Here is a 19,298-nt window from a genome sequence, read left to right as displayed (position 1 = left end):
CCCTCAGTTCCTGCTCGCGGGCTCGGGGTCCCGCCGCTCACCGGAGCGCGGGGCCCCGACCGCCGTCCCCGGCGTCCGCGGGCCGCCGCCCTCGGATATGCCGAACCGGTCGTGAAATCGGCGCAGCACCGGCGGCGCCCACCAGGTGGCCCTGCCCGTCAGCCGCATCACCGCCGGCACCAGGAGCGTACGGATCACCATCGCGTCCATCAGCACCGCCAGGGCGATCCCCAGTCCCAGCATCTTGGTGTTGGCCACCCGGGACATTCCCACTCCGACCATCACCACGGCCAGGATGATCGCGGCGGCCGTGATCAGTCCTCCCGTCCTGCGCAGCCCGAAGACGATGGACCCCTGGTGGTCACCGGTCCTGTCGTACTCCTCCTTGATCCGTGACAGCAGGAAGACCCCGTAGTCCATGGACAGCCCGAAGGCCACGCAGAACATCAGCACCGGCAGTGTCGTCTCGATGCTGCCGGTCGCGGTGAAACCCAGCAGCCGCGACAGGTGGCCGTCCTGGAAGACCCAGACCACCGCGCCGAACATCGCCGTCAGGCTGAGGGCATTGAGCAGCACCGCCTGCACCGGGACCACCACGCTGCCGGTCAGCAGGAACACCAGCAGCAGCGTGACCAGGCCGATGACGCCGGCCGCCCAGGGCAATCGCTGCGCTATGGCGTGCTTGGTGTCGACCAGCACCGCCGCCTGCCCGGTGACCGAGGTGCGGAAGCCGGCCGGCACCGCCCGGATCTCGCCGACCACGCGCTGCGGACCGGAGTCCACGGGAGCGCCGTCGGGCACCACCGTCAGATAGGCGCTGCCGGCCTCCTTGCCGACGACGGGGCCCTCCACCCGGACCACACCGGGCAGAGCGGCCACCCGGCGCCGGTAGTCGGCCAGCCGGGCCGTGTCGGTGTCCTCGGCGAGCACGGTGATCGCGCCGACCGGGGCGCCGGCGTAGTCCTGCCGGACGTGCTGCTGCACCGTACGGGCCTCGGCCGCGGCCGGTAGCTGCCGGTCGTCCGCCGTCCCGAACTGCACCCGCAGGAACGGCAGCCCGAGCAGCAGCAGCGCGGCCACCGCACCGATCGCGAAGGCCGGCGCCCGGCGCATCACCAACCGGGCCAGCGCGGCATAGCGCGCGCCGGGCTCCGCGGCGGTCCGCCCCGCCGGCCGACCCCCGCGGCGCAGCAGCGCCCGCAGGTCCAGCGCATTGACCCGGTCGCCGAGCAGCACCAGGGCGGCCGGCAGCACGATCAGTGCCGCGCCGGCGGCCAGCAGCACCACCGCGACACCCGCATAGGCGAAGGAGCGCAGGAAATACTGCGGGAAGACCAGCATGGCCGACAAGGCGGCCGCCACGGTCAGCGCCGAGAAGAGCACTGTCCGGCCGGCTGTCCGCAGCGTCGTGGCCACCGCCGGCCGCGGTGCCGCACCGGCCGCCAGCTCCTCGCGGAAGCGGCGCACGATGAACAGGGCGTAGTCGATCGCCAGCCCGAGGCCGAGCGCGGTCGTCAGATTCTCCGCGAAGACCGACACGTCGGTGAACCCGGTGATGCCGCGCAGCACCGCGCTGGTGCCGAGGATCGCGATGATGCCGATACCCAGCGGCAGCAGTGCTGCGACCGCACTGCCGAAGACCATGACCAGCAGCACCAGCGTGATCGGCAGGGCGATCATCTCGGCCCGCACCAGATCCTGCTGGATGGTGCTCTGCATCTCGTGCAGCACCTCGGCGGTGCCGCCGACGGTCACGCGGACCGGCCCGTGCGTGCCACGGTAGGCGGGAGCTATGCGCTTGACCTCCCGGGCCACGGCGTCGTCGTCCCCACGCAGCCGGGCGGTGATCATCGCGGAGCCGCCGTCCTCGGCTCGCAGCACCGGTGCGCCGGTGTCCCAGTACGAACTCACACCGGCGACATCGGGATCGGCGGCGAGTCTGCGGGCCAGCTCCCGCCCCTGGGCGGCGACGGCGGGACTGTCGGGGTCCGCGCCCCGGGTGTCGACCAGCAGGACGAGATTGGGCTGGGAGCCGGGGAAGCGGTCGGCGAGCGCCGCGGTGGCGTAGGAGGACTGGGATCCGGGGGCCTCGAAGCCCCCGCTGGACAGCCGGCCCCCGGCGCCGCTTCCGGCCACCACGGTGAGTGCGGTGAAGAGCAGCGCCAGCAGCAGAGTCAGCCGCGGCCTGGCGGTGACGGCCCGCGTCCACCCCCCGACCGCACCCGCGCGGTTGACATCGGACATGACAGAGGTGTCCTCTCGCCCTGGAACGACATAAAATTACAGACACGAACAACCACTCGCATTTCAAGAATGCGAGCGAGCACTCGCGTTTGTCAATCCCCCCTGGGAGTACACGTGTCCGAGGCGGACGAGAGGCCGAGGCGGCGCCAGGCGCGCGGCGAGCGGCGTATCAGCCAGCTGCTCCAAGCCGCCGCCAGCGTGTTCTGCAAGCTGGGCTACACGGCCTCCAGCACCAACGCGATCGCGCGCGAGGCCGGCGTGTCACCGGGCACGCTTTACCAGTTCTTCCCGAACAAGGAAGCCATCGCCGTGGAGCTCGGCGGCCAGCTGGTCAAGCAGATGGAGGAGGCGCACGGGCGCGTCTTCACCGCGGAGAACGCCCGGCTGCCGCTCGACCAGCTCATCGACGCCATCGCCGACCCCTTCGTCGAGTTCAACTGCGCCAACCCCGCCTTCCTGGCCCTGATCAAGGGCCCCGACGCGCCGGGCAGGGTCACGGAGGAGCACGACACGCTGCACGCGACGCTGCTCGACGGCGTGTCCGGGCTGCTGGCCCTGCGGCAGCCGTCGCTGTCGACGGTCGAACGCACGCTCATCGCCGAGATGTCCTTCGCGATGTTCAAGGCCGCGCTCGACCTGATCGTGCAGAGCGAGGGCGAGGAGCGCACCGCTTACGCCGGCGAGATGAAAGGCATGCTCTACCGCTATCTCGCGCCGTACGTCGGCACCGGGCCGGTCACGGTCGACGGGACGGCCGCCCCCGTGGGGGCGGCCGGAGCTACTTCTCGCGCCCTGCCGACGGGCAGCTGAAAACATCGTGGTGGCCGTCCCTGGGCGGCGCGGGCGGTCCGATCGTCGGTGCGCCGCCCTCTCCCGGGGCTACGCCCGGACGGACGGCCACCGGGCCCATCTCCTGGGCGAGGGAGGCCGCCACCACGGCCGAGGGTCGCGCCGCACCGCCGCCCTGGCGGCGCTCCTTGGCCCGTGAGGCCCACTGGGCCGCGGTGCCGACGGCGGCGACCAGCAGGGAGATGCCGAGCCCCAGGGACAGGGCATAGAACGAATTGGAGGCGGCCCGGCCGCTGATGTAGCCGGCACCGACTGAATACGTGGCCCAGACCGTCTCGGCGACGCCCGCTCCGATCGCATAGCGGCGCGCGGGATAGCGCATGATGCCCGCCGCGAGGCCGCCGATGACCCGGCCGCTCGGCAGGAACCGCACGCCGATGACGAAGGGCACACCATGCCGCTGGATACGCAGCGCCGCCCACCGCAGCAGAGCCTCACGGCGCGGCCTGCGGTGCATGCGGTTCAGCACGCGCGAGCTGAGCGCCTGTCCTGTCCGGCGGATCACGAGGTCGCCGAAGAACGCGCTGCCGGCCACCACGAGCAGCACGAGCGCCAGATTCAGATGGCCTTCCGCGGCCATCACGCCGCCGGTCACGAGCAGCACTGAGTTGGGCACGAGCGGCGGGGCCGTCGTCGCGGCCAGCAGCGCGTACGCCCAGATGACGTGTCCACCCCTCAGGTACTCGGCGAGTCCGGAGGTGAAGTCAAGTGCCGACACACTCAGTGCAACGTCCATCCCACCGCCCCTCTTCCCTCCCCTTGCACAACGCTGACAGCGGTGGGCGGGGACGGCAAGCGGGTTAACCGCCCTTCAGCCGTTTCACCGGAAAGGTCATCCTGCGGGTTCAGCGGGACTACTCCTCAGGGATTACGGCCAACTGCGGGCCATCGCCCGGGGGATGCAGGCGGGCTGGGCAGAGCCGCGGGCGGCCGGGGCGGTCAGCGGCCGAGGAGTTCGCCGCCGTTGCACTGCAGGATCTCGCCCGTGATGAAGCCCGCGTCCGGCGAGGCGAGAAAGACCACCGCGGCGGCGACGTCCGCCGGGCGGCCGACCCGCCCGACAAGGGTGCGGCCCGCCCGCCGGGTCAGCTCCGCGTCATTGAGTCGTGAGCCGAAGAATTCGGTGCCGGCGACCGTGCCGGGCGCCACGATGTTGCAGGTCACCCCCTGCGGACCGAGCTGGGCGGCGAGCGAGTGGTTCCAGGCGTGCAGTGCGGCCTTCGAGGCGCCGTACGAGCCGCCGCCGCGCAGCGCCGCCACCGAGGTCACCGTCACGACCCGGCCGCTGTCGGTGAAGCGGTCACGGAGCGACTCGGTGATCAGTACCGCGGTGAGGACGTTGCGTTCGAAGTCGCCGCGCCAGCGCGCCAGCATCCCGTGCGGGCCCGCGCCGACCGCCAGCTCCCGGCTGCCCGCGTTGTTCACCAGCACGTCCACCCGGTCGGGCAGCTGCGACAGCGCGGCCTCCACGTCGTCGGGGTCCGCCAGGTCGCAGACCACCGGCGTGACGTCCAGCCCGTGCTCGGCCTTGATCTGCTCGACGGTCGCGTGCAGCACCTCGCGTCGGCGGCCGACGATCGTGACCCGGTGACCGTCCTCGGCGAAGCGCAGCGAGACGGCCCGCCCGATGCCCGTACCGCCACCGGTCACGACGATGTTGCGCACCGCTGCCGCCCTCTGTGCCATCCGCTCCGCCCCTCGAGAAGAGACAGCACGCTACGGGATCCCCCCGAACCGGCCGCGAGCGGGGTAGCCTGCGGAAACAGCCTTTTCGAAGAGACGTAGATCACATGGCGGAGAACGTAACCATTACAGTGGTTGGCGGGTCTTATGTCTTGAGCGCCGCGCTCCCGGCGGAGCCGGTGGGGGGCTGTAGGACGGATCGTCTTGGGGGACGGTCCGGAAGGCGTCGCCGGGGCGATACCCGGGGAGCTTGAGCGGCCCTCCCGGGCCGTTTTCGTCCCGGCAACGGCGCAGTTGCCACAAGCGCCCGGGCGGACCCGTGGGGGGATCCGTTCCGGGGAACGGGGAGCGCCCCGTGCCGGACCCGTGGGGGGATCCAGCGCGGGGCGCTTCCTTATGTGCTGCCGGGCGCCTAAGACTCAGAGCGGCGCGCGGCGGCCGGCTGCTTCAGCGGCCCTCGACCGAGACGTAGTCGCGGATCTCGACACCGGTGTAGATCTGCCGCGGGCGGCCGATCCGGGAGCCGGGCTCCTTGATCATCTCGTGCCACTGGGCGATCCATCCGGGCAGCCGGCCGATGGCGAACAGCACGGTGAACATGCTGGTCGGGAAGCCCATCGCGCGGTAGATCAGACCCGTGTAGAAGTCCACGTTCGGGTAGAGCTTGCGGGAGACGAAGTAGTCGTCGCTGAGCGCGTGCTCCTCCAGCTTCAGGGCGATGTCCAGCAGCTCGTCGGACTTGCCCAGCGCGGACAGGACATCGTGCGCCGCCGCCTTGATGATCTTCGCCCGGGGGTCGAAGTTCTTGTAGACGCGGTGCCCGAAGCCCATCAGCTTGACGCCGTCCTCCTTGTTCTTCACCTTGCGGATGAAGGAGTCCACGTCGCCGCCGCTTGCCTGGATGCCTTCCAGCATCTCCAGCACCGACTGGTTGGCCCCGCCGTGCAGCGGGCCCCACAGCGCGCTGATGCCCGCCGAGATCGAGGCGAACTGGTTCGCCTGCGACGAGCCCACCAGGCGGACCGTGGAGGTCGAGCAGTTCTGCTCGTGGTCCGCGTGCAGGATGAACAGCTTGTCCAGGGCGCTGACCACGACCGGGTCGAGCTGGTACTCCTCGGCCGGCACGGAGAAGGTCATCCGCAGGAAGTTCTCGACGTAGCCGAGGTCGTTGCGCGGGTAGACCACCGGCTGGCCGACGGATTTCTTGTACGCGTATGCCGCGATCGTCGGCAGCTTGGCGAGCAGCCGGATCGTGGACAGGTGGCGCTGCTCGGGGTCGAACGGGTTGTGGCTGTCCTGGTAGAACGTCGACAGCGCGCTGACCACGGACGACAGCATCGCCATCGGGTGGGCGTCGCGGGGGAAGCCGTCGTAGAACCGTTTGACGTCTTCGTGCAGAAGGGTGTGCTGGGTGATCTCGCCCTTGAATTCCGCGAGCTCGTCGACCGTCGGCAGTTCGCCGTTGATCAGCAGGTAGGCGGTCTCCAGGAAGGTGCCGCGCTCGGCGAGCTGCTCGATCGGGTAACCACGGTAGCGAAGGATGCCCTCTTCGCCATCGAGGAACGTGATCGCGGACTTGTAGGCCGCGGTGTTGCCGTAACCGCTGTCCAGCGTCACCAGGCCCGTATCGGCGCGCAGCTTGCCGATATCGAAGCCCTTGTCGCCGACCGTGCTGTCAACCACCGGGTAACTGTGTTCGCTGTCCCCATACCGCAGTACTACAGAGTTGTCGCTCACGTCATTCCCTCACCGACGGTTTTGCCTCTTCATCGAGGTGCCCTGACTACGTCCACTGTCCCCCATTTGGCGCGCACGCGTGCACTCGGGGTCGGCCATCGGGCCGATTAGTGGCACGGAGTGCCTATTTTGCGCCTCCGGAGAGCCGATGGTCGAGGGCTGTGAAGCGCCGGCCGGCCGACACGGTACGCACCGCCTGCCCGATCGCCCGCCGCGAGCCGACCAGGACGACCAGGCGCTTCGCCCTGGTCACAGCCGTGTAGAGCAGGTTGCGCTGGAGCATCATCCACGCCCCCGTGGTGACGGGGATCACCACCGCCGGATACTCGCTGCCCTGCGAGCGGTGGATCGTCACGGCGTAGGCGTGGGCCAGCTCATCCAGCTCGTCGAAGTCGTACCCGATCTCCTCGTCCTCGTCGGTGTGCACGGTGAGGCGCTGCTCGACCGCGTCCAGAGCGGTGACCACACCCACGGTGCCGTTGAAGACGCCGTTGGCGCCCTTGTCGTAGTTGTTCCTGATCTGCGTCACCTTGTCGCCCACCCGGAAGGTCCGGCCGCCGAATCTGCGCTCGGGCAGGTCGGGGCGCGCCGGGGTGACGGCCTGCTGGAGCAGTCCGTTGAGCGCGCCGGCGCCGGCGGGGCCGCGGTGCATGGGGGTCAGCACCTGGATGTCCCGCCTGGGGTCGAGGCCGAATCTGGCGGGAATGCGGCGGGCGACCACGTCCACGGTGAGCCGCCCCGCCTCCTCGGAGTCCTCCTCCGCGAAGAGGAAGAAGTCGGGCAGGCCCTGGGTGACCGGCGGCAGCCCGGAATTGATCCTGTGGGCGTTGGTGACCACCCCGGACTGCTGCGCCTGCCGGAAGATCCGGGTCAGCCGCACCGCGGGCACCGGGCCGTCCGCCGCCAGCAGGTCGCGCAGCACCTCGCCGGCCCCGACGCTCGGCAACTGGTCCACGTCCCCCACGAACAGCAGGTGAGCGCCCGGCGACACCGCCTTGACCAGCTTGTTCGCCAGCAACAGGTCCAGCATGGACGCCTCGTCGACCACCACCAGGTCCGCGTCGAGCGGCCGGTCCCTGTCGTAGGCCGCGTCCCCGCCGGGTTTCAGCTCCAGCAACCGGTGCACGGTGGACGCCTCGGCGCCGGTCAGCTCCGACAGCCTCTTCGCGGCCCGCCCGGTCGGTGCGGCGAGCACCACCTTGGCCTTCTTCGCCTGGGCCAGGGTGACCACGGAGCGCACCGTGAAGGACTTGCCGCAGCCGGGACCTCCGGTGAGGACCGCGACCTTCTCGGTCAGCGCCAGCCGGACCGCCTGCTGCTGCTCGGGGGCGAGATCGGCGCCGGTCCGATCGGCCAGCCAGCTCAGCGCCTTGTCCCACTCGACGTCCCGGAAGGCCGGCAGCCGGTCCTCGGGGCCGTGCAGCAACCGCATCAGCTGCGCCGCCAGCGATATCTCGGCGCGGTGGAAGGGCACCAGATAGACCGCGGTGACCGGCTCGCCGTCCCCGTCGGGGGCCGGCACGCTCTCCCGGACCACACCCTCCTCCTCGGCCAGCTCGCCCAGGCAGTCGATCACCAGGCCGGTGTCCACCTGGAGCAGCTTGACCGCGTCGGCGATCAGCCGCTCCTGCGGCAGGAAGCAGTTTCCGCTGTCTGTCGCCTGCGAGAGCGCATATTGCAGGCCGGCCTTCACCCGCTCTGGGCTGTCGTGCGGTATGCCGACGGCCTGGGCGATCCGGTCCGCGGTCAGGAAGCCGATGCCCCACACCTCGGCCGCCAGGCGGTACGGCTGGTTCTTCACGACCGAGATCGACGCGTCGCCGTACCCCTTGTAGATCCGCACCGCGATGGATGTGGACACACCCACACCCTGCAGGAAGACCATCACCTCCTTGATCGCCTTCTGCTCCTCCCAGGCGGCGGCGATCAGCTTGGTGCGCTTCGGCCCGAGGCCCGGCACTTCGATCAGGCGCTTCGGCTCGCCCTCGATGACGTCCAGGGTGCCGGTGCCGAAGTGGTCCACGATGCGCTCGGCGATGCGCGGCCCGATGCCCTTGATCAGCCCCGAGCCCAGGTAGCGGCGTATCCCCTGGATGGTGGCCGGCAGGACGGTCGTGTAGTTCTCCACGGTGAACTGCTTGCCGTACTGCGGGTGCGAGCCCCAGCGGCCGTGCATCCGCAGGGACTCGCCGGGCTGGGCGCCCAGCAGCGCGCCGACGACCGTCAGCAGGTCGCCCGAACCGCGCCCGGTGTCCACCCGCGCGACCGTGTACCCGCTGTCCTCGTTGGCGTAGGTGATCCGCTCCAGGACACCTTCGAGCACCGCGAGTGCCCTGTCCTCGGTCATGCCCGGCCTCCCTCCCGGAGTCGATCTGATCCGAAGGTACCGGCCGGCGCGGACACCGCGGTGCGAGCCTGTGGACAACTCCCGTCGCCGCCATGGGCGAAGCGCTCAGCAGGCGCTGGACGGGCGGGAACGGGAACGCGCGAGAGGGGCCCGGCGACTGCCGGACCCCTCTCGCACTCCCCCTGCTACCCCCGAAGCCCCCCTCGGGCGCATTTCCCTACCGGCTCCCCGAAACCCCTCCCGGGAGCCGGGATGCCATATACGACCGGCCAACCGGCATCAGGGTTGTCCTACGGCCCCCAAATTTCTCAAGATTTTTTCAGCTGACGTGCCGGAGGTACCGCTCGGCGATCTCCGCGAGGACTTCCGCGCCGTCCCGCGCCCACAGGGCCGGGTTGAAGATCTCCACCTCGACGGCCCCGTCGTAACCGGCCGCGTCCACCCGCCGGCGCCATCCGCGCAGGTCGATGCAGCCGTCGCCGAGCTGGCCCCGGCCCAGCAGCACGCCCTCGGGCAGCGGGGTGACCCAGTCGGCCAGCTGGAAGCAGGCGATCCTGCCGCTCTCCCCCGCGCGGACCGTGTGCGCGGGCGCCAGGTCGTCCCACCACAGGTGGTAAGTGTCCACGACGACACCGACCTGCTCGGCGGGAAAACGCTCGGCGATGTCCAGCGCCTGGCCGAGGGTGGAGATCACGCATCGGTCGGACGCGTACATCGGGTGCAGCGGCTCCAGGGCCAGCCGTACGCTCCGCTCGGCGGCGTAGGGCGCCAGGACCGCGAGCGCGTCGGCGACCCTCTCCCTGGCCGCGGCGATGTCCCGGTCGCCTTCCGGGAGCCCGCCGGAGACCAGGACGAGGGTGCCGGTACCCAGGGCCGCCGCCTCGTCGATCGCCGCACGGTTGTCGTCGAGCGCCCTGGCCCGCGCCTGCGGGTCCAGCGCGGTGAAGAAGCCGCCGCGGCACAGCGACGTCACGGTGAGCCCGTGCTCCCGCATCAGCCGCGCGGTGCGCTCCACGCCGTATTCCTGGACCGGCGCCCGCCACAGGCCGACCGAGCCGATCCCGGCCGCGGCGCAGCCCCCGGCCAGTTCGGGCAGGGACCACTGCTTGAGGGTCTCCTGATTGATGCTCAGCCGCGTGAGATCCTGCGGCGCGGTACCGGTCATGCGTCCACTCCGTGCAGAGTCAGCAGCCCGCGCATCCGGGCCTCGGCGAGTCCCGGATCGGGGAAAAGCCCCACGCGGTCCGCCAGTTCGTACGCCCGCGCAAGGTGCGGCAGCGAGCGCGCCGACTGGAGGCCGCCGACCATGGTGAAGTGCCGCTGGTGGCCGGCCAGCCAGGCGAGCAGCACCACGCCGGTCTTGTAGAAGCGCGTCGGGGCGCAGAACAGGTGCCGGGACAGCTCCACCGTGGGGTCGAGGAGCCGCCGGAAGCCACCGGTGTCCCCGGTGTCCAGGGTGCTGACCGCCGCTGCGGCCAGCGGTGCGAGCGGGTCGAAGATGCCGAGCAGGGCGTGGCTGAAGCCCTCCGTGTCACCGGCGATCAGTTCCGGGTAGTTGAAGTCGTCGCCGGTGTAGCAGCGCACCCCGTCGGGCAGCCGGCGCCGCAGGTCCACCTCGCGCCGGGCGTCGAGCAGCGAGATCTTCACGCCGTCCACCTTGTCGGGATGGGCGGCGATCACGTCGAGGAAGGTTTCGGTGGCCGCGTCGAGATCGTCGCTGCCCCAATACCCCGCGAGCGCGGGGTCGAACATCGGTCCGAGCCAGTGCAGGATCACCCGGTCGGAGGACTGCCGCAGCAGGTGCCCGTAGACCTCGAGGTAGTCCTCGGGGCCCTTGGCGACAGCCGCCAGGGCCCGTGAGGCCATCAGCACGGCCTGGGAGCCTGCCGCCTCTACCACCGCGAGTTGCTCCTCGTAGGCGGCGGTCACCTCGGCGAGGGTGGCCGCGGCCCCGGTCAGCTGGTCGGTGCCGACGCCGCAAGCAATCCGCCCGCCGACGGACCGCGCTTCCGCGGACGACCTGCGGATCAGCTCGGCGGCCACAGGCCAGTCCAGGCCCATGCCGCGCTGGGCGGTGTCCATGGCCTCCGCGACGCCGAGGCCATGGGCCCACAGGTGCCGGCGGAAGGCCAGCGTGGCGTCCCAGTCCACCGCGGCCGGCTCGTCGGCGGCGGTCCGCAGCGCGTCTGCCACCACATGGGCGGCGGAATACACCACGCGGCTGCGCAGCGGCAGGTCGGTGGTCAGGGCCACGGCTTGCGAGCGCGGTACATAGCCGCGGAGCACGCCGGAGGCGTCGGGCAGCTGGATGGTCACAGCGACAGCTCCGGTACGTCGAAGCGGCGGCCCTCGGCGGAGGACCTCAGGCCGAGTTCGGCGAGCTGGACACCACGCGCGCCCGCGGTCAGATCCCAGCGCCAGGGCTCGTCCAGGACGACATGGCGCAGGAAGAGCTCCCACTGGGCCTTGAAGCCGTTGTCGAAGTCGGTGTTGTCGGGAACCTCCTGCCACTGGTCGCGGAAGGCCTCCGTGGCGGGCAGATCCGGATTCCACACCGGCTTCGGCGTCGCCGACCGGTGCTGGACGCGGCAATTGCGCAGCCCGGCCACCGCGGAGCCATGGGTGCCGTCCACCTGGAATTCGACCAGCTCGTCCCGGTTGACGCGGACCGTCCACGAGGAGTTGATCTGTGCCACCGCGCCGCCGTCCAGCTCGAAGATGCCGTAGGCGGCGTCGTCCGCTGTGGCGTCGTAGGGCTTGCCGCCCTCGTCCCAGCGCTGCGGCACATGCGTGGCGGCCAGGGCCTGCACCGTACGGACCCGTCCGAAGGTCTCGTGCAGGAGGTACTCCCAGTGCGGGAACATGTCCGCGACGATGCCGCCGCCGTCCTCGGACCGGTAATTCCAGGACGGCCGCTGCGCGCTCTGCCAGTCGCCCTCGAAGACCCAGTAGCCGAACTCGCCGCGGATGGACAGGATCCGGCCGAAGAAGCCGCCGTCGACCAGCCGCTTGAGCTTCTGCAGGCCGGGCAGGAAGAGCTTGTCCTGCACCACGCCATGCTTGACTCCCGCGGCGACGGCGAGCCGGGCGAGTTCCAGGGCGCCGTCCAGCGAGGTGGCGGTGGGCTTCTCGCAGTAGATGTGCTTGCCCGCCGCGATCGCCTGGCGTACCGCGGACTCGCGGGCCGAGGTGACCTGCGCGTCGAAGTAGACCTCGACCGACGGATCGGCGAGCACCGCGTCCAGGTCTGTCGACCAGTGCTCGATGCCGTGCTGCTCGGCCATCGCGCGCAGCGCGTGTTCCCGCCTGCCCACCAGGACCGGCTCGGGCCACAGCGTGGTGCCGTCGCCCAGGTCGAGCCCGCCCTGCTGTTGCAGGCTGAGGATCGAGCGGACCAAGTGCTGCCGGTATCCCATGCGTCCGGTGACGCCGTTCATGGCGATCCGCACAGTCCTGCGTGTCACGTGGGTCCTCTTCTCGGTGGTTCGGCGGCCCCGGCGTGCGGAGCCCCTGGCGGCAAACGGATGGCGAGCGCCGCAGCAAGGCGTACAGCAAGCGCTTTCTTTCAGCTTCACGCTAACCTGCCGGTCTCGCTTCGGGCAAGGGTCGACCGGCGCGAGGGTAAGCGCTTGCTGCCAGTGCGGCGTACGCTCGCGATGACGTCGAACGGCCGGGATGAGAGCATGACCGCGGAGTCCGCGGGATCCGCGGAAAACGGAGGAGGACCGCAGCGAGATGGCAGTGACACTGGCCGATGTCGCCGCACGCGCCGGGGTGTCGTCCGCCACGGTCTCCCGGGTGCTCAACGGCAACTACCCGGTCGCGGGCAGCACCCGCGAGCGGGTCCAGCGCGCGGTGGCGGAGCTCGACTACGTCGTCAACGGCCAGGCACGGGCGCTCGCCGCGGCGACCTCGGACCTGGTCGGCGTGCTGGTGAACGACGTCGCCGACCCCTTCTTCGGCCTCATCGCGAGCGCGCTGCAGGCCGAGGTCGGCGTGGGCGCCGCCGAACCCGGCGGCAAGCTCACCGTGGTCTGCAACACCGGCGGGTCGCCCGAGGCCGAACTCACCTACCTCACCTTGCTGGAGCGCCAGCGGGCCGCCGGGGTGGTGCTGACCGGCGGCGCCGTCGACAGCCCCGCGCACAGCACGGCCGTCCTCGCCCGGCTCGCCCGGCTGGCCGCCTCCGGCACCCGGATCGTGCTGTGCGGCCGGCCGGCGCTGACCCTGCCGGGCGAGAGCGCCCCGCTGACCACGCTGGCCTTCGACAACCACGGCGGCGCCCGGCGGCTGACGGAGCATCTGCTCTCGCTGGGCCACCGCAGGATCGGCTACGTGACCGGCCCCCCGGAACGCAGCACCACGGGACACCGGCTGGCCGGCCACCGGGCGGCGCTCGCCGGACACGGCATGGGTCCGGGCACCGACGCGGGAGCGGACGCGGACCAGCTGATCGTGCACGGCGGCTACGACCGCAACGCCGGCTTCGACGCGACGCTCGAACTGCTGCGCAGGGACGTGGGGGTGACGGCGATCGTGGCCGCCAACGACACCGTCGCTCTCGGCGTGTGCGCCGCGCTGCGCGACCGCGGCCTGAGCGTCCCCGGCGACGTGTCGGTGGCCGGCTTCGACGACCTGCCCTTCAGCGCAGACGCCTCCCCCGCACTCACCACGGTCCGCATTCCCTTGCAGGAGGCGGGCGCCCGGGCCGGCCGGCTCGTGATGGGACGGACCGCCCCGCCGCCCGGCGGAGTGGCCACGATCGCGACGGAACTGATGGTCCGGGGGTCCACGGCGCCGCCGGCGACCCGCCGTTCATAAAGTTATCCACAGGCTGAGGCACCCCCTCTTCCCCCCGGACTCGCCATCGACTTACCTTTGACTCAGTCAAGGGTCGGCACGGACCAGAACGGGGGACGGACCATGGCCGTCAAGGAGATCCGCGAGTTCAACCGCTTCTACACCAACCTCATCGGGGCGCTCGACTACAGCCGCCACCTGCACACTCCTTTCACGCTCACCGAGGCGCGGGTGCTCTACGAGCTGGCGCACGGCCGCCGCACCGACGCTGCCGACCTGCGGGCCGCGTTGTCGCTCGACGCCGGCCACCTCAGCCGGATGCTCGCCGGGTTCGAGGAGCAGCAGCTCGTCACCCGGGGGCCGTCCGAGCAGGACGCGCGGCGGCAGCGGATAGAGCTGACCTCGCGCGGGCGGGAGGCCGCGAGCCTGCTGGAGGAGCGGTCGCAGGAGGTCGTGGGTTCGCTCGTCGGGCGGATAGCGCCGGACGACCGGCAGCGGCTGACCGCCGCCATGCGGACCGTGCAGGACATACTGCGCGGGGACAGGCGGGTTCCTGCCGCCGACCGCCTCACCCTGCGCGGACCGCGCCCCGGCGATCTGGGCTGGGCCGTGGAGCGCAACGCGGCGGTCTATGCGGCGGAGTTCGGGTGGAACGAGGAGTACGAAGCACTGGTCGCGCGGATCGTCGCGGATTTCGCCGCCACCCGCGATCCGGAGCGCGAGGCCCTGTGGATAGCGGAATTCGACGGGCGCCGGGCCGGCTGCGTCTTCTGCGTGCGCGACGAGGCACCCGGCACCGCGCGACTGCGGCTGCTACTGGTCGACCCGGCCGCACGGGGACACGGCATAGGCGGGCGGCTGGTCGAGGAGTGCATATCCTTCGCCCGATCGGCGCACTACACCGAACTCGTCCTGTGGACCAACGACGTGCTCGCCGACGCCCGGTCGATCTACGAGCGGGCGGGATTCGAACTCGTCGGCAGCCGGCCGCACCACAGCTTCGGCAAGGACCTGGTAGGGCAGGACTGGCGGCTGACGCTGTAGCCGGCGGGCCGGCTGCCGGAGCCGATGCGGGGGCGCGGCGGCGGGTGGATCACGGTTGACCTGGTCCGATCCGGTGCCTAGTGTCCGGCGAATGAGACTCGCCTTCTCCACCCTCGGTGTTCCCGATCTGCCCGTCGAGCAGGTGGCCCGGCTCGCGGCGGACAACGGCTTCCACGGCGTCGAGCTGCGCGCGAGCCCGGAGGGCCCGGTGCACACCGGACTGTCCGCGGACGAACGCGCCGACGTGGTGGCGCAGTTCGGCGACGCGGGGGTCGAGATCCTGACGGTGGCCGCCTACGCCAAGGTGGCAGCCGCCGGGGACGACGGTCCGGTGCTCGACGAGATCGGCGCCGCGATGACGCTGGCTCACAACCTGGGGGCCTCGTTCGTCCGGGTCTTCCCCGGCGGCGGCGACCTCGGCAGGGACGAGGCCGACGCGCTGGCGGCACGGCGGCTCGCCGCGGTGGCGCCGGTGGCGGAGGACCTGGGGGTGCGGGTGCTGCTGGAGACCCACGACTCGCACCGCGGCGGCGCGGACGTGGCGCGGATCCTCGGCAGGGTGGGGCACATCGGCGCCGGTGGCCTGTGGGACGTCATGCACACCTGGCTGGCGGGTGAGCAGCCGTCCGCGACCTATCCGGCGTTGGCGCCCTATCTCGGCTACCTCCAGGTCAAGGACATCGCCTCGGCCGCCGACACGACTCCGCTGCCGCTGGGTGCCGGCGTGCTTCCGCTGGCGGAGACCGTCGAGGTGCTCAGCCGGGCCGACTGGGACGGCTGGCTGTGCTGGGAGTACGAGAAGCGGTGGTATCCGCAGGCCGCCGAGATGCCGGCGCTGCTGGGACCGGCCCGGGAGCACCTGGCACGACTGCTCACCGAGTCCGCCTGACCCCACGCGGGCCGGAAGGGCGGCGGGCGGCGGAAGGACGGACCGGGGGGCCGGGAGGGCGGAGGAGGGACGCATGCTCGATCTGGGGCGCCTGAAGGCGCTGCACGCGGTGCACACGCACGGCTCCATCGGTGCCGCGGCCACCGCGCTCGGCTACACGCCCTCGGCGGTGTCGCAGCAGATCTCAAAGCTGGAGCGGGAGACGCACACGGTGCTGTTGGAGCGCCAGGGCCGCGGGGTGGCGCTCACCGACGCCGCGCATCTGCTGGTCGCCACGGCCGAGCGGCTGCTGTCGATCGTGGAAGAAGCGGAGGTCGCCCTGGAGGAGCAGCGGGGCAGGCCGTCCGGGCGGCTGACACTGGCGGCCTTCCCGACCGCGGCGTGCGGGCTGCTGCCGCCGGTCCTGGCGGCGCTGGCGGCGAAGCACCCGGCGCTGGACCTGCGGCTCGTCGAGGTGGATGCCCACCTGTCGGTGGACCTGGTGGCGCGCGGGGTGGTGGATCTGGCGGTGGCGCACGACTGGGACATCGCCCCGCTTCCCGCCCCCGAGGGTGTGGAGCGGGTGGTCGTCGGTGACGATCGGTGCGACGTGCTGGTGCCGGCCGGCCACCGGCTGGCGGACCGGGAGGGACTACTGCGCTCCGACGTGGCGCGGGAGCGGTGGATCTGCCAGCCGCCCGGCTCGGTCTGCCACGACTGGCTCGTCAGGACGCTGCGGGAGGCCGGGACCGAGCCGGACATGGCCTACCAGGTCGGCGAGTACCGCACGCAGATGGCCCTGGTGGAGGCCGGTCTCGGTATCGCGCTGGTGCCCAGGCTCGGACGCGGGCAGATACCGGCGGGGGTGCGGGTGCTGCGGCTGGAACCGGCGCCGGTGCGGCGGCTGTACGCGCTGTGGCGGGCGGGTGCGTCGCGCAGGCCGTCGATCGAGGTGGCGGTGGACACGCTGCGGGCTCACTGGCCGGCTGCGCGCTGAAAGGGCGCGGGCGGTCGATGATCGGAGCATGCGTTCACCACACGTCGGCATGGGAGGCGGCACGGGAGGCGGCACGGACCGCCGGCCACCCGGTCGTGACGCCTGCCGCCGGTCGTCCCGCGCCGCTACGGAACCGGTAGGGCCGGGCGACCGTCCCATCGGCATGGTGCTGACGAGGACGGTGCGCAGGATGGGCAGGACGGTCCCGGTCACGGTGCTGGCCGTGACGCTCGCGATGTTGGGCGCGGGGTGCGGTGAGCGGTCCGGCAGCGGCGCGCCGGACGGCGTGCCCGGTACCGCGCCGGGCTCGGCGAGCGCCTCGCGCACCGCGCAGCCGAGCGGTGGGGCGGCGGTGGACCGGGTGGTCTTCTTCTCCGCGGCGCCGAAGGGCCCGACGGACGGTCACCAGGTGCTGCACGACCGGGCCGAGGTCGAGCGGTATGCCGCGGCGTTCGGGCCGGGTGACCCGCAGGCGCGGGCGCGGATCGTGGCGGCGGGAAGTGGCACCGACTTCGGCCGGCAGGTGCTGGTCGGCTGGACGGCGACGACCGGGTGCAGCGCGGCCACCGCGGCGGCGCTCGAAGTGTCGGGCAGCCGGCTCGAACTGCGGGTCAGCCAGCCGGAACCGCCGCCGGAGTGCCTGAGGGCCTTCCGCGTGTCGGTGGTCTTCCAGGTGGCGAGGGAGCGCATACCGGCGCAGCCTGTTTTCGGCTGACATCCCGTCGGCGCCGGCCGGAAGGGCCGGCACCACGACACGGCCCGCGCGAAGGTTCGACCAGGCCATTGACTGGCGAAAACTTCCACGCTATCCGTGTACATCTGGAAATTACTTTCACCGCGTGCACTCTCCTCCGCCCAGAAGGAGTTCGTCTTGCACCATCACCCATCCCGCCGCAGTGTCCTCACCGCAGCAGCAGCCGGCTCGGTCGTCATGGCCGGAGCGGCCTCCTCCGCCGCGGCCGCCGAATCCAGGCCGAGCGGCGCGGACCGCCGCCGAATCCGCGCGATCATCCAGCGGATGAGCCTGGCGGAGAAGGTCGGCCAGCTGTTCGTCATGCGGATCTACGGAGCGTCGGCGACCGACCCCGCCCCCGCGGACGTGGCCGCCAACCAGCGCGAGATCGGCGTCTCGAACGCCGCGGAGCTGCTCGCCACTTACCACGTCGGCGGCATCATCTACTTCGCGTGGGCCCACAACACCCAGAACCCGCACCAGATCGCCGACCTTTCCAACGGCATCCAGCGCGCCGCGCTCTCGCACGGCACCCCCGTACCGCTGCTGATCTCCACCGACCAGGAGCAGGGCGCGGTCGCCAGGATCGGCGCACCGGCCACCCTCTTCGGCGGCGGCATGGCACTCGGCGCCGACGGCAGCCCCGCGGACGCCCGGACGGCCGCCCGGGTGATCGGCACCGAACTGGCCGCCATGGGCGTCAACCAGAACTACTCCCCCGTCTCCGACGTCAACATCAACCCGGGGAATCCGGTGATCGGGGTGCGTTCCTTCGGCGCCGACCCCACCGCGGTCGCCGCGCTGGCCGCGGCGCAGGTCAAGGGGTATCAGAGCGCCGGGATCGCCTCCACCGCCAAGCACTTCCCCGGGCACGGCGACACCGGCACCGACAGCCACTTCTCGCTGCCGATCATCACCCACTCGCTGGAGCAGTGGCAGACCGTCGACGCCCCGCCCTTCCGTGCGGCGATCGCGGCGGGCATCGACTCGATCATGACCGCGCACATCCTCGTGCCGGCCCTGGACGACTCGGGCGACCCGGCCACGCTGTCGTACCCGATCCTCACCGGTGTGCTGCGCGAGCAGCTGGGCTACGACGGTGTGGTGGTCACCGACGCGCTCGACATGGCGGGGGTGCGGGAGAAGTACGGCGACGACCGGGTGCCGGTGCTCGCGCTCAAGGCCGGCGCCGACCAGCTGCTCAACCCGCCGCTGCTGGGCGTCGCCTACCAGGGCGTCATGGACGCCGTGGCCTCGGGCGAGCTGACCGAGGAGCGCATCGAGGTCTCGCTGGAGCGCATCCTCGCGCTCAAATTCCGCAAGGGCCTCTTCCGCAACCCCTACGTGACGCATGCCGGGGTCGACCGGGCCGTCGGTACGCGCGCGCATCTGGCGACCGCCGACCGGATCACCGAACGCGGCATCACCCTGCTCGCCAACGGCGGGGCCGCGCTGCCCCTGCCGCGCCGCTCGCACCGGAATCTGCTGGTGGTCGGCGCCGATCCGGCGGCCCCGTCCGGGACCGGCGGTCCGCCGACCGCGGTGCTGGCCAAGGCGCTGACCGACCTCGGCCACCCGGCGCAGGCGCTGTCCACCGGCACCGCGCCGGCGCAGGGGGTGATCGACCAGGCGGTGGCGGCGGCCGCGGGCAAGGACGCGGTGGTCGTCTGCACCTACAACGTGACCTCTGCGGCGCCCGCGCAGATCGCACTGGTCGCCGCGCTCACCGCGGCATCCGTCCCGGTCGTCACCGTCGCCATCCGCAACCCGTACGACATCGCCTTCCTGCCGCCGGTGGCCGCGTCGCTGGCCACCTACGGCTGGACCGACGTGTCGATGCGCGCCGCGGCCCGGGTGATCGCCGGCAAGGCGGCACCCGCCGGCCGGCTGCCGGTCGCGGTGCCGCGTGCCGACGATCCGTCGACGGCGCTCTACCCGATCGGCTACGGGCTGGACTACTGAGGCCCTGCGACAAACCGGGGGGGTGCGGGTGGAC

General features: G+C 71.7%; 15 protein-coding genes. 7 read left to right on the top strand and 8 right to left on the bottom strand.

All coding sequences use genetic code 11. The features are described from left to right. Positions 1-3 precede the first annotated feature (3 nt). Positions 4-2,244: an MMPL family transporter gene (locus tag BUE44_RS04155; protein ID WP_073493804.1), complete on the bottom strand. Its 2,241-nt coding sequence runs from the start codon at positions 2,242-2,244 to the stop codon at positions 4-6. Between the two features lie 114 nt (positions 2,245-2,358). On the opposite strand from BUE44_RS04155, the gene BUE44_RS04150 reads away from it, so the two are divergent. Next, positions 2,359-3,054: a TetR/AcrR family transcriptional regulator gene (locus tag BUE44_RS04150; RefSeq protein WP_235001898.1), complete on the top strand. Its 696-nt coding sequence runs from the start codon at positions 2,359-2,361 to the stop codon at positions 3,052-3,054. Here the strand turns inward: BUE44_RS04150 and BUE44_RS04145 are convergent. The 7 genes from BUE44_RS04145 to BUE44_RS04115 form a co-directional block, all read right to left on the bottom strand. Beyond that, positions 3,023-3,829, bottom strand: a complete 807-nt coding sequence (locus BUE44_RS04145; protein WP_079189473.1) for a DedA family protein — start codon at positions 3,827-3,829, stop codon at positions 3,023-3,025. The two genes, BUE44_RS04150 and BUE44_RS04145, sit on opposite strands and share 32 nt — an antisense overlap. Positions 3,830-4,032: 203 nt before the next feature. Beyond that, positions 4,033-4,779, bottom strand: a complete 747-nt coding sequence (locus BUE44_RS04140; protein ID WP_073493802.1) for an SDR family NAD(P)-dependent oxidoreductase — start codon at positions 4,777-4,779, stop codon at positions 4,033-4,035. A gap of 444 nt (positions 4,780-5,223) precedes the next feature. Then, on the bottom strand, positions 5,224-6,513 hold the full coding sequence (locus BUE44_RS04135; protein WP_073493800.1) for a citrate synthase: 1,290 nt from the start codon (positions 6,511-6,513) through the stop codon (positions 5,224-5,226). 124 nt (positions 6,514-6,637) lie between these two features. Continuing rightward, on the bottom strand, positions 6,638-8,860 hold the full coding sequence (recD2, locus tag BUE44_RS04130; RefSeq protein ID WP_073493798.1) for an SF1B family DNA helicase RecD2: 2,223 nt from the start codon (positions 8,858-8,860) through the stop codon (positions 6,638-6,640). Between the two features lie 319 nt (positions 8,861-9,179). Continuing rightward, positions 9,180-10,025: a sugar phosphate isomerase/epimerase family protein gene (locus BUE44_RS04125; RefSeq protein ID WP_073493796.1), complete on the bottom strand. Its 846-nt coding sequence runs from the start codon at positions 10,023-10,025 to the stop codon at positions 9,180-9,182. Continuing rightward, entirely contained in the window at positions 10,022-11,176 is a 1,155-nt protein-coding gene (locus BUE44_RS04120; protein WP_073493794.1) for a dihydrodipicolinate synthase family protein, read from the bottom strand. The genes BUE44_RS04125 and BUE44_RS04120 overlap by 4 nt, the downstream gene beginning before the upstream one ends. Further along, on the bottom strand, positions 11,173-12,324 hold the full coding sequence (locus BUE44_RS04115) for a Gfo/Idh/MocA family protein (RefSeq protein WP_073493793.1): 1,152 nt from the start codon (positions 12,322-12,324) through the stop codon (positions 11,173-11,175). Before BUE44_RS04115 ends, BUE44_RS04120 begins: the two co-directional genes overlap by 4 nt. Before the next feature lie 271 nt (positions 12,325-12,595). Between BUE44_RS04115 and BUE44_RS04110 the strand changes: the two genes are divergently transcribed. The 6 genes from BUE44_RS04110 (at position 12,596) to BUE44_RS04085 (ending at position 19,264) form a co-directional block, all read left to right on the top strand. Further along, positions 12,596-13,681, top strand: a complete 1,086-nt coding sequence (locus tag BUE44_RS04110; RefSeq protein ID WP_073493791.1) for a LacI family DNA-binding transcriptional regulator — start codon at positions 12,596-12,598, stop codon at positions 13,679-13,681. A 102-nt stretch (positions 13,682-13,783) separates the two neighbouring features. Further along, positions 13,784-14,704 carry a bifunctional helix-turn-helix transcriptional regulator/GNAT family N-acetyltransferase gene (locus BUE44_RS04105; RefSeq protein ID WP_073493788.1) on the top strand — a complete coding sequence of 307 codons (921 nt, stop codon included), beginning with the start codon at positions 13,784-13,786 and terminating at the stop codon, positions 14,702-14,704. Between the two features lie 91 nt (positions 14,705-14,795). After that, on the top strand, positions 14,796-15,593 hold the full coding sequence (locus tag BUE44_RS04100; RefSeq protein ID WP_073493786.1) for a sugar phosphate isomerase/epimerase family protein: 798 nt from the start codon (positions 14,796-14,798) through the stop codon (positions 15,591-15,593). Positions 15,594-15,666: 73 nt separating this feature from the next. Next, complete coding sequence (locus BUE44_RS04095; RefSeq protein ID WP_073493784.1) at positions 15,667-16,569, top strand: LysR family transcriptional regulator; 903 nt, start codon at positions 15,667-15,669, stop codon at positions 16,567-16,569. A gap of 163 nt (positions 16,570-16,732) precedes the next feature. Next, complete coding sequence (locus BUE44_RS04090; protein WP_235001897.1) at positions 16,733-17,284, top strand: hypothetical protein; 552 nt, start codon at positions 16,733-16,735, stop codon at positions 17,282-17,284. 216 nt (positions 17,285-17,500) lie between these two features. Continuing rightward, complete coding sequence (locus tag BUE44_RS04085; protein ID WP_407640004.1) at positions 17,501-19,264, top strand: glycoside hydrolase family 3 protein; 1,764 nt, start codon at positions 17,501-17,503, stop codon at positions 19,262-19,264. Positions 19,265-19,298 lie beyond the last annotated feature (34 nt).

Source organism: Actinacidiphila paucisporea (assembly GCF_900142575.1).
GTDB classification, from domain to species: domain Bacteria; phylum Actinomycetota; class Actinomycetes; order Streptomycetales; family Streptomycetaceae; genus Actinacidiphila; species Actinacidiphila paucisporea.
The sequence above is the reverse complement of the archived record's forward strand: the minus strand, read 5'-3'. Positions and strand labels throughout refer to the sequence as shown.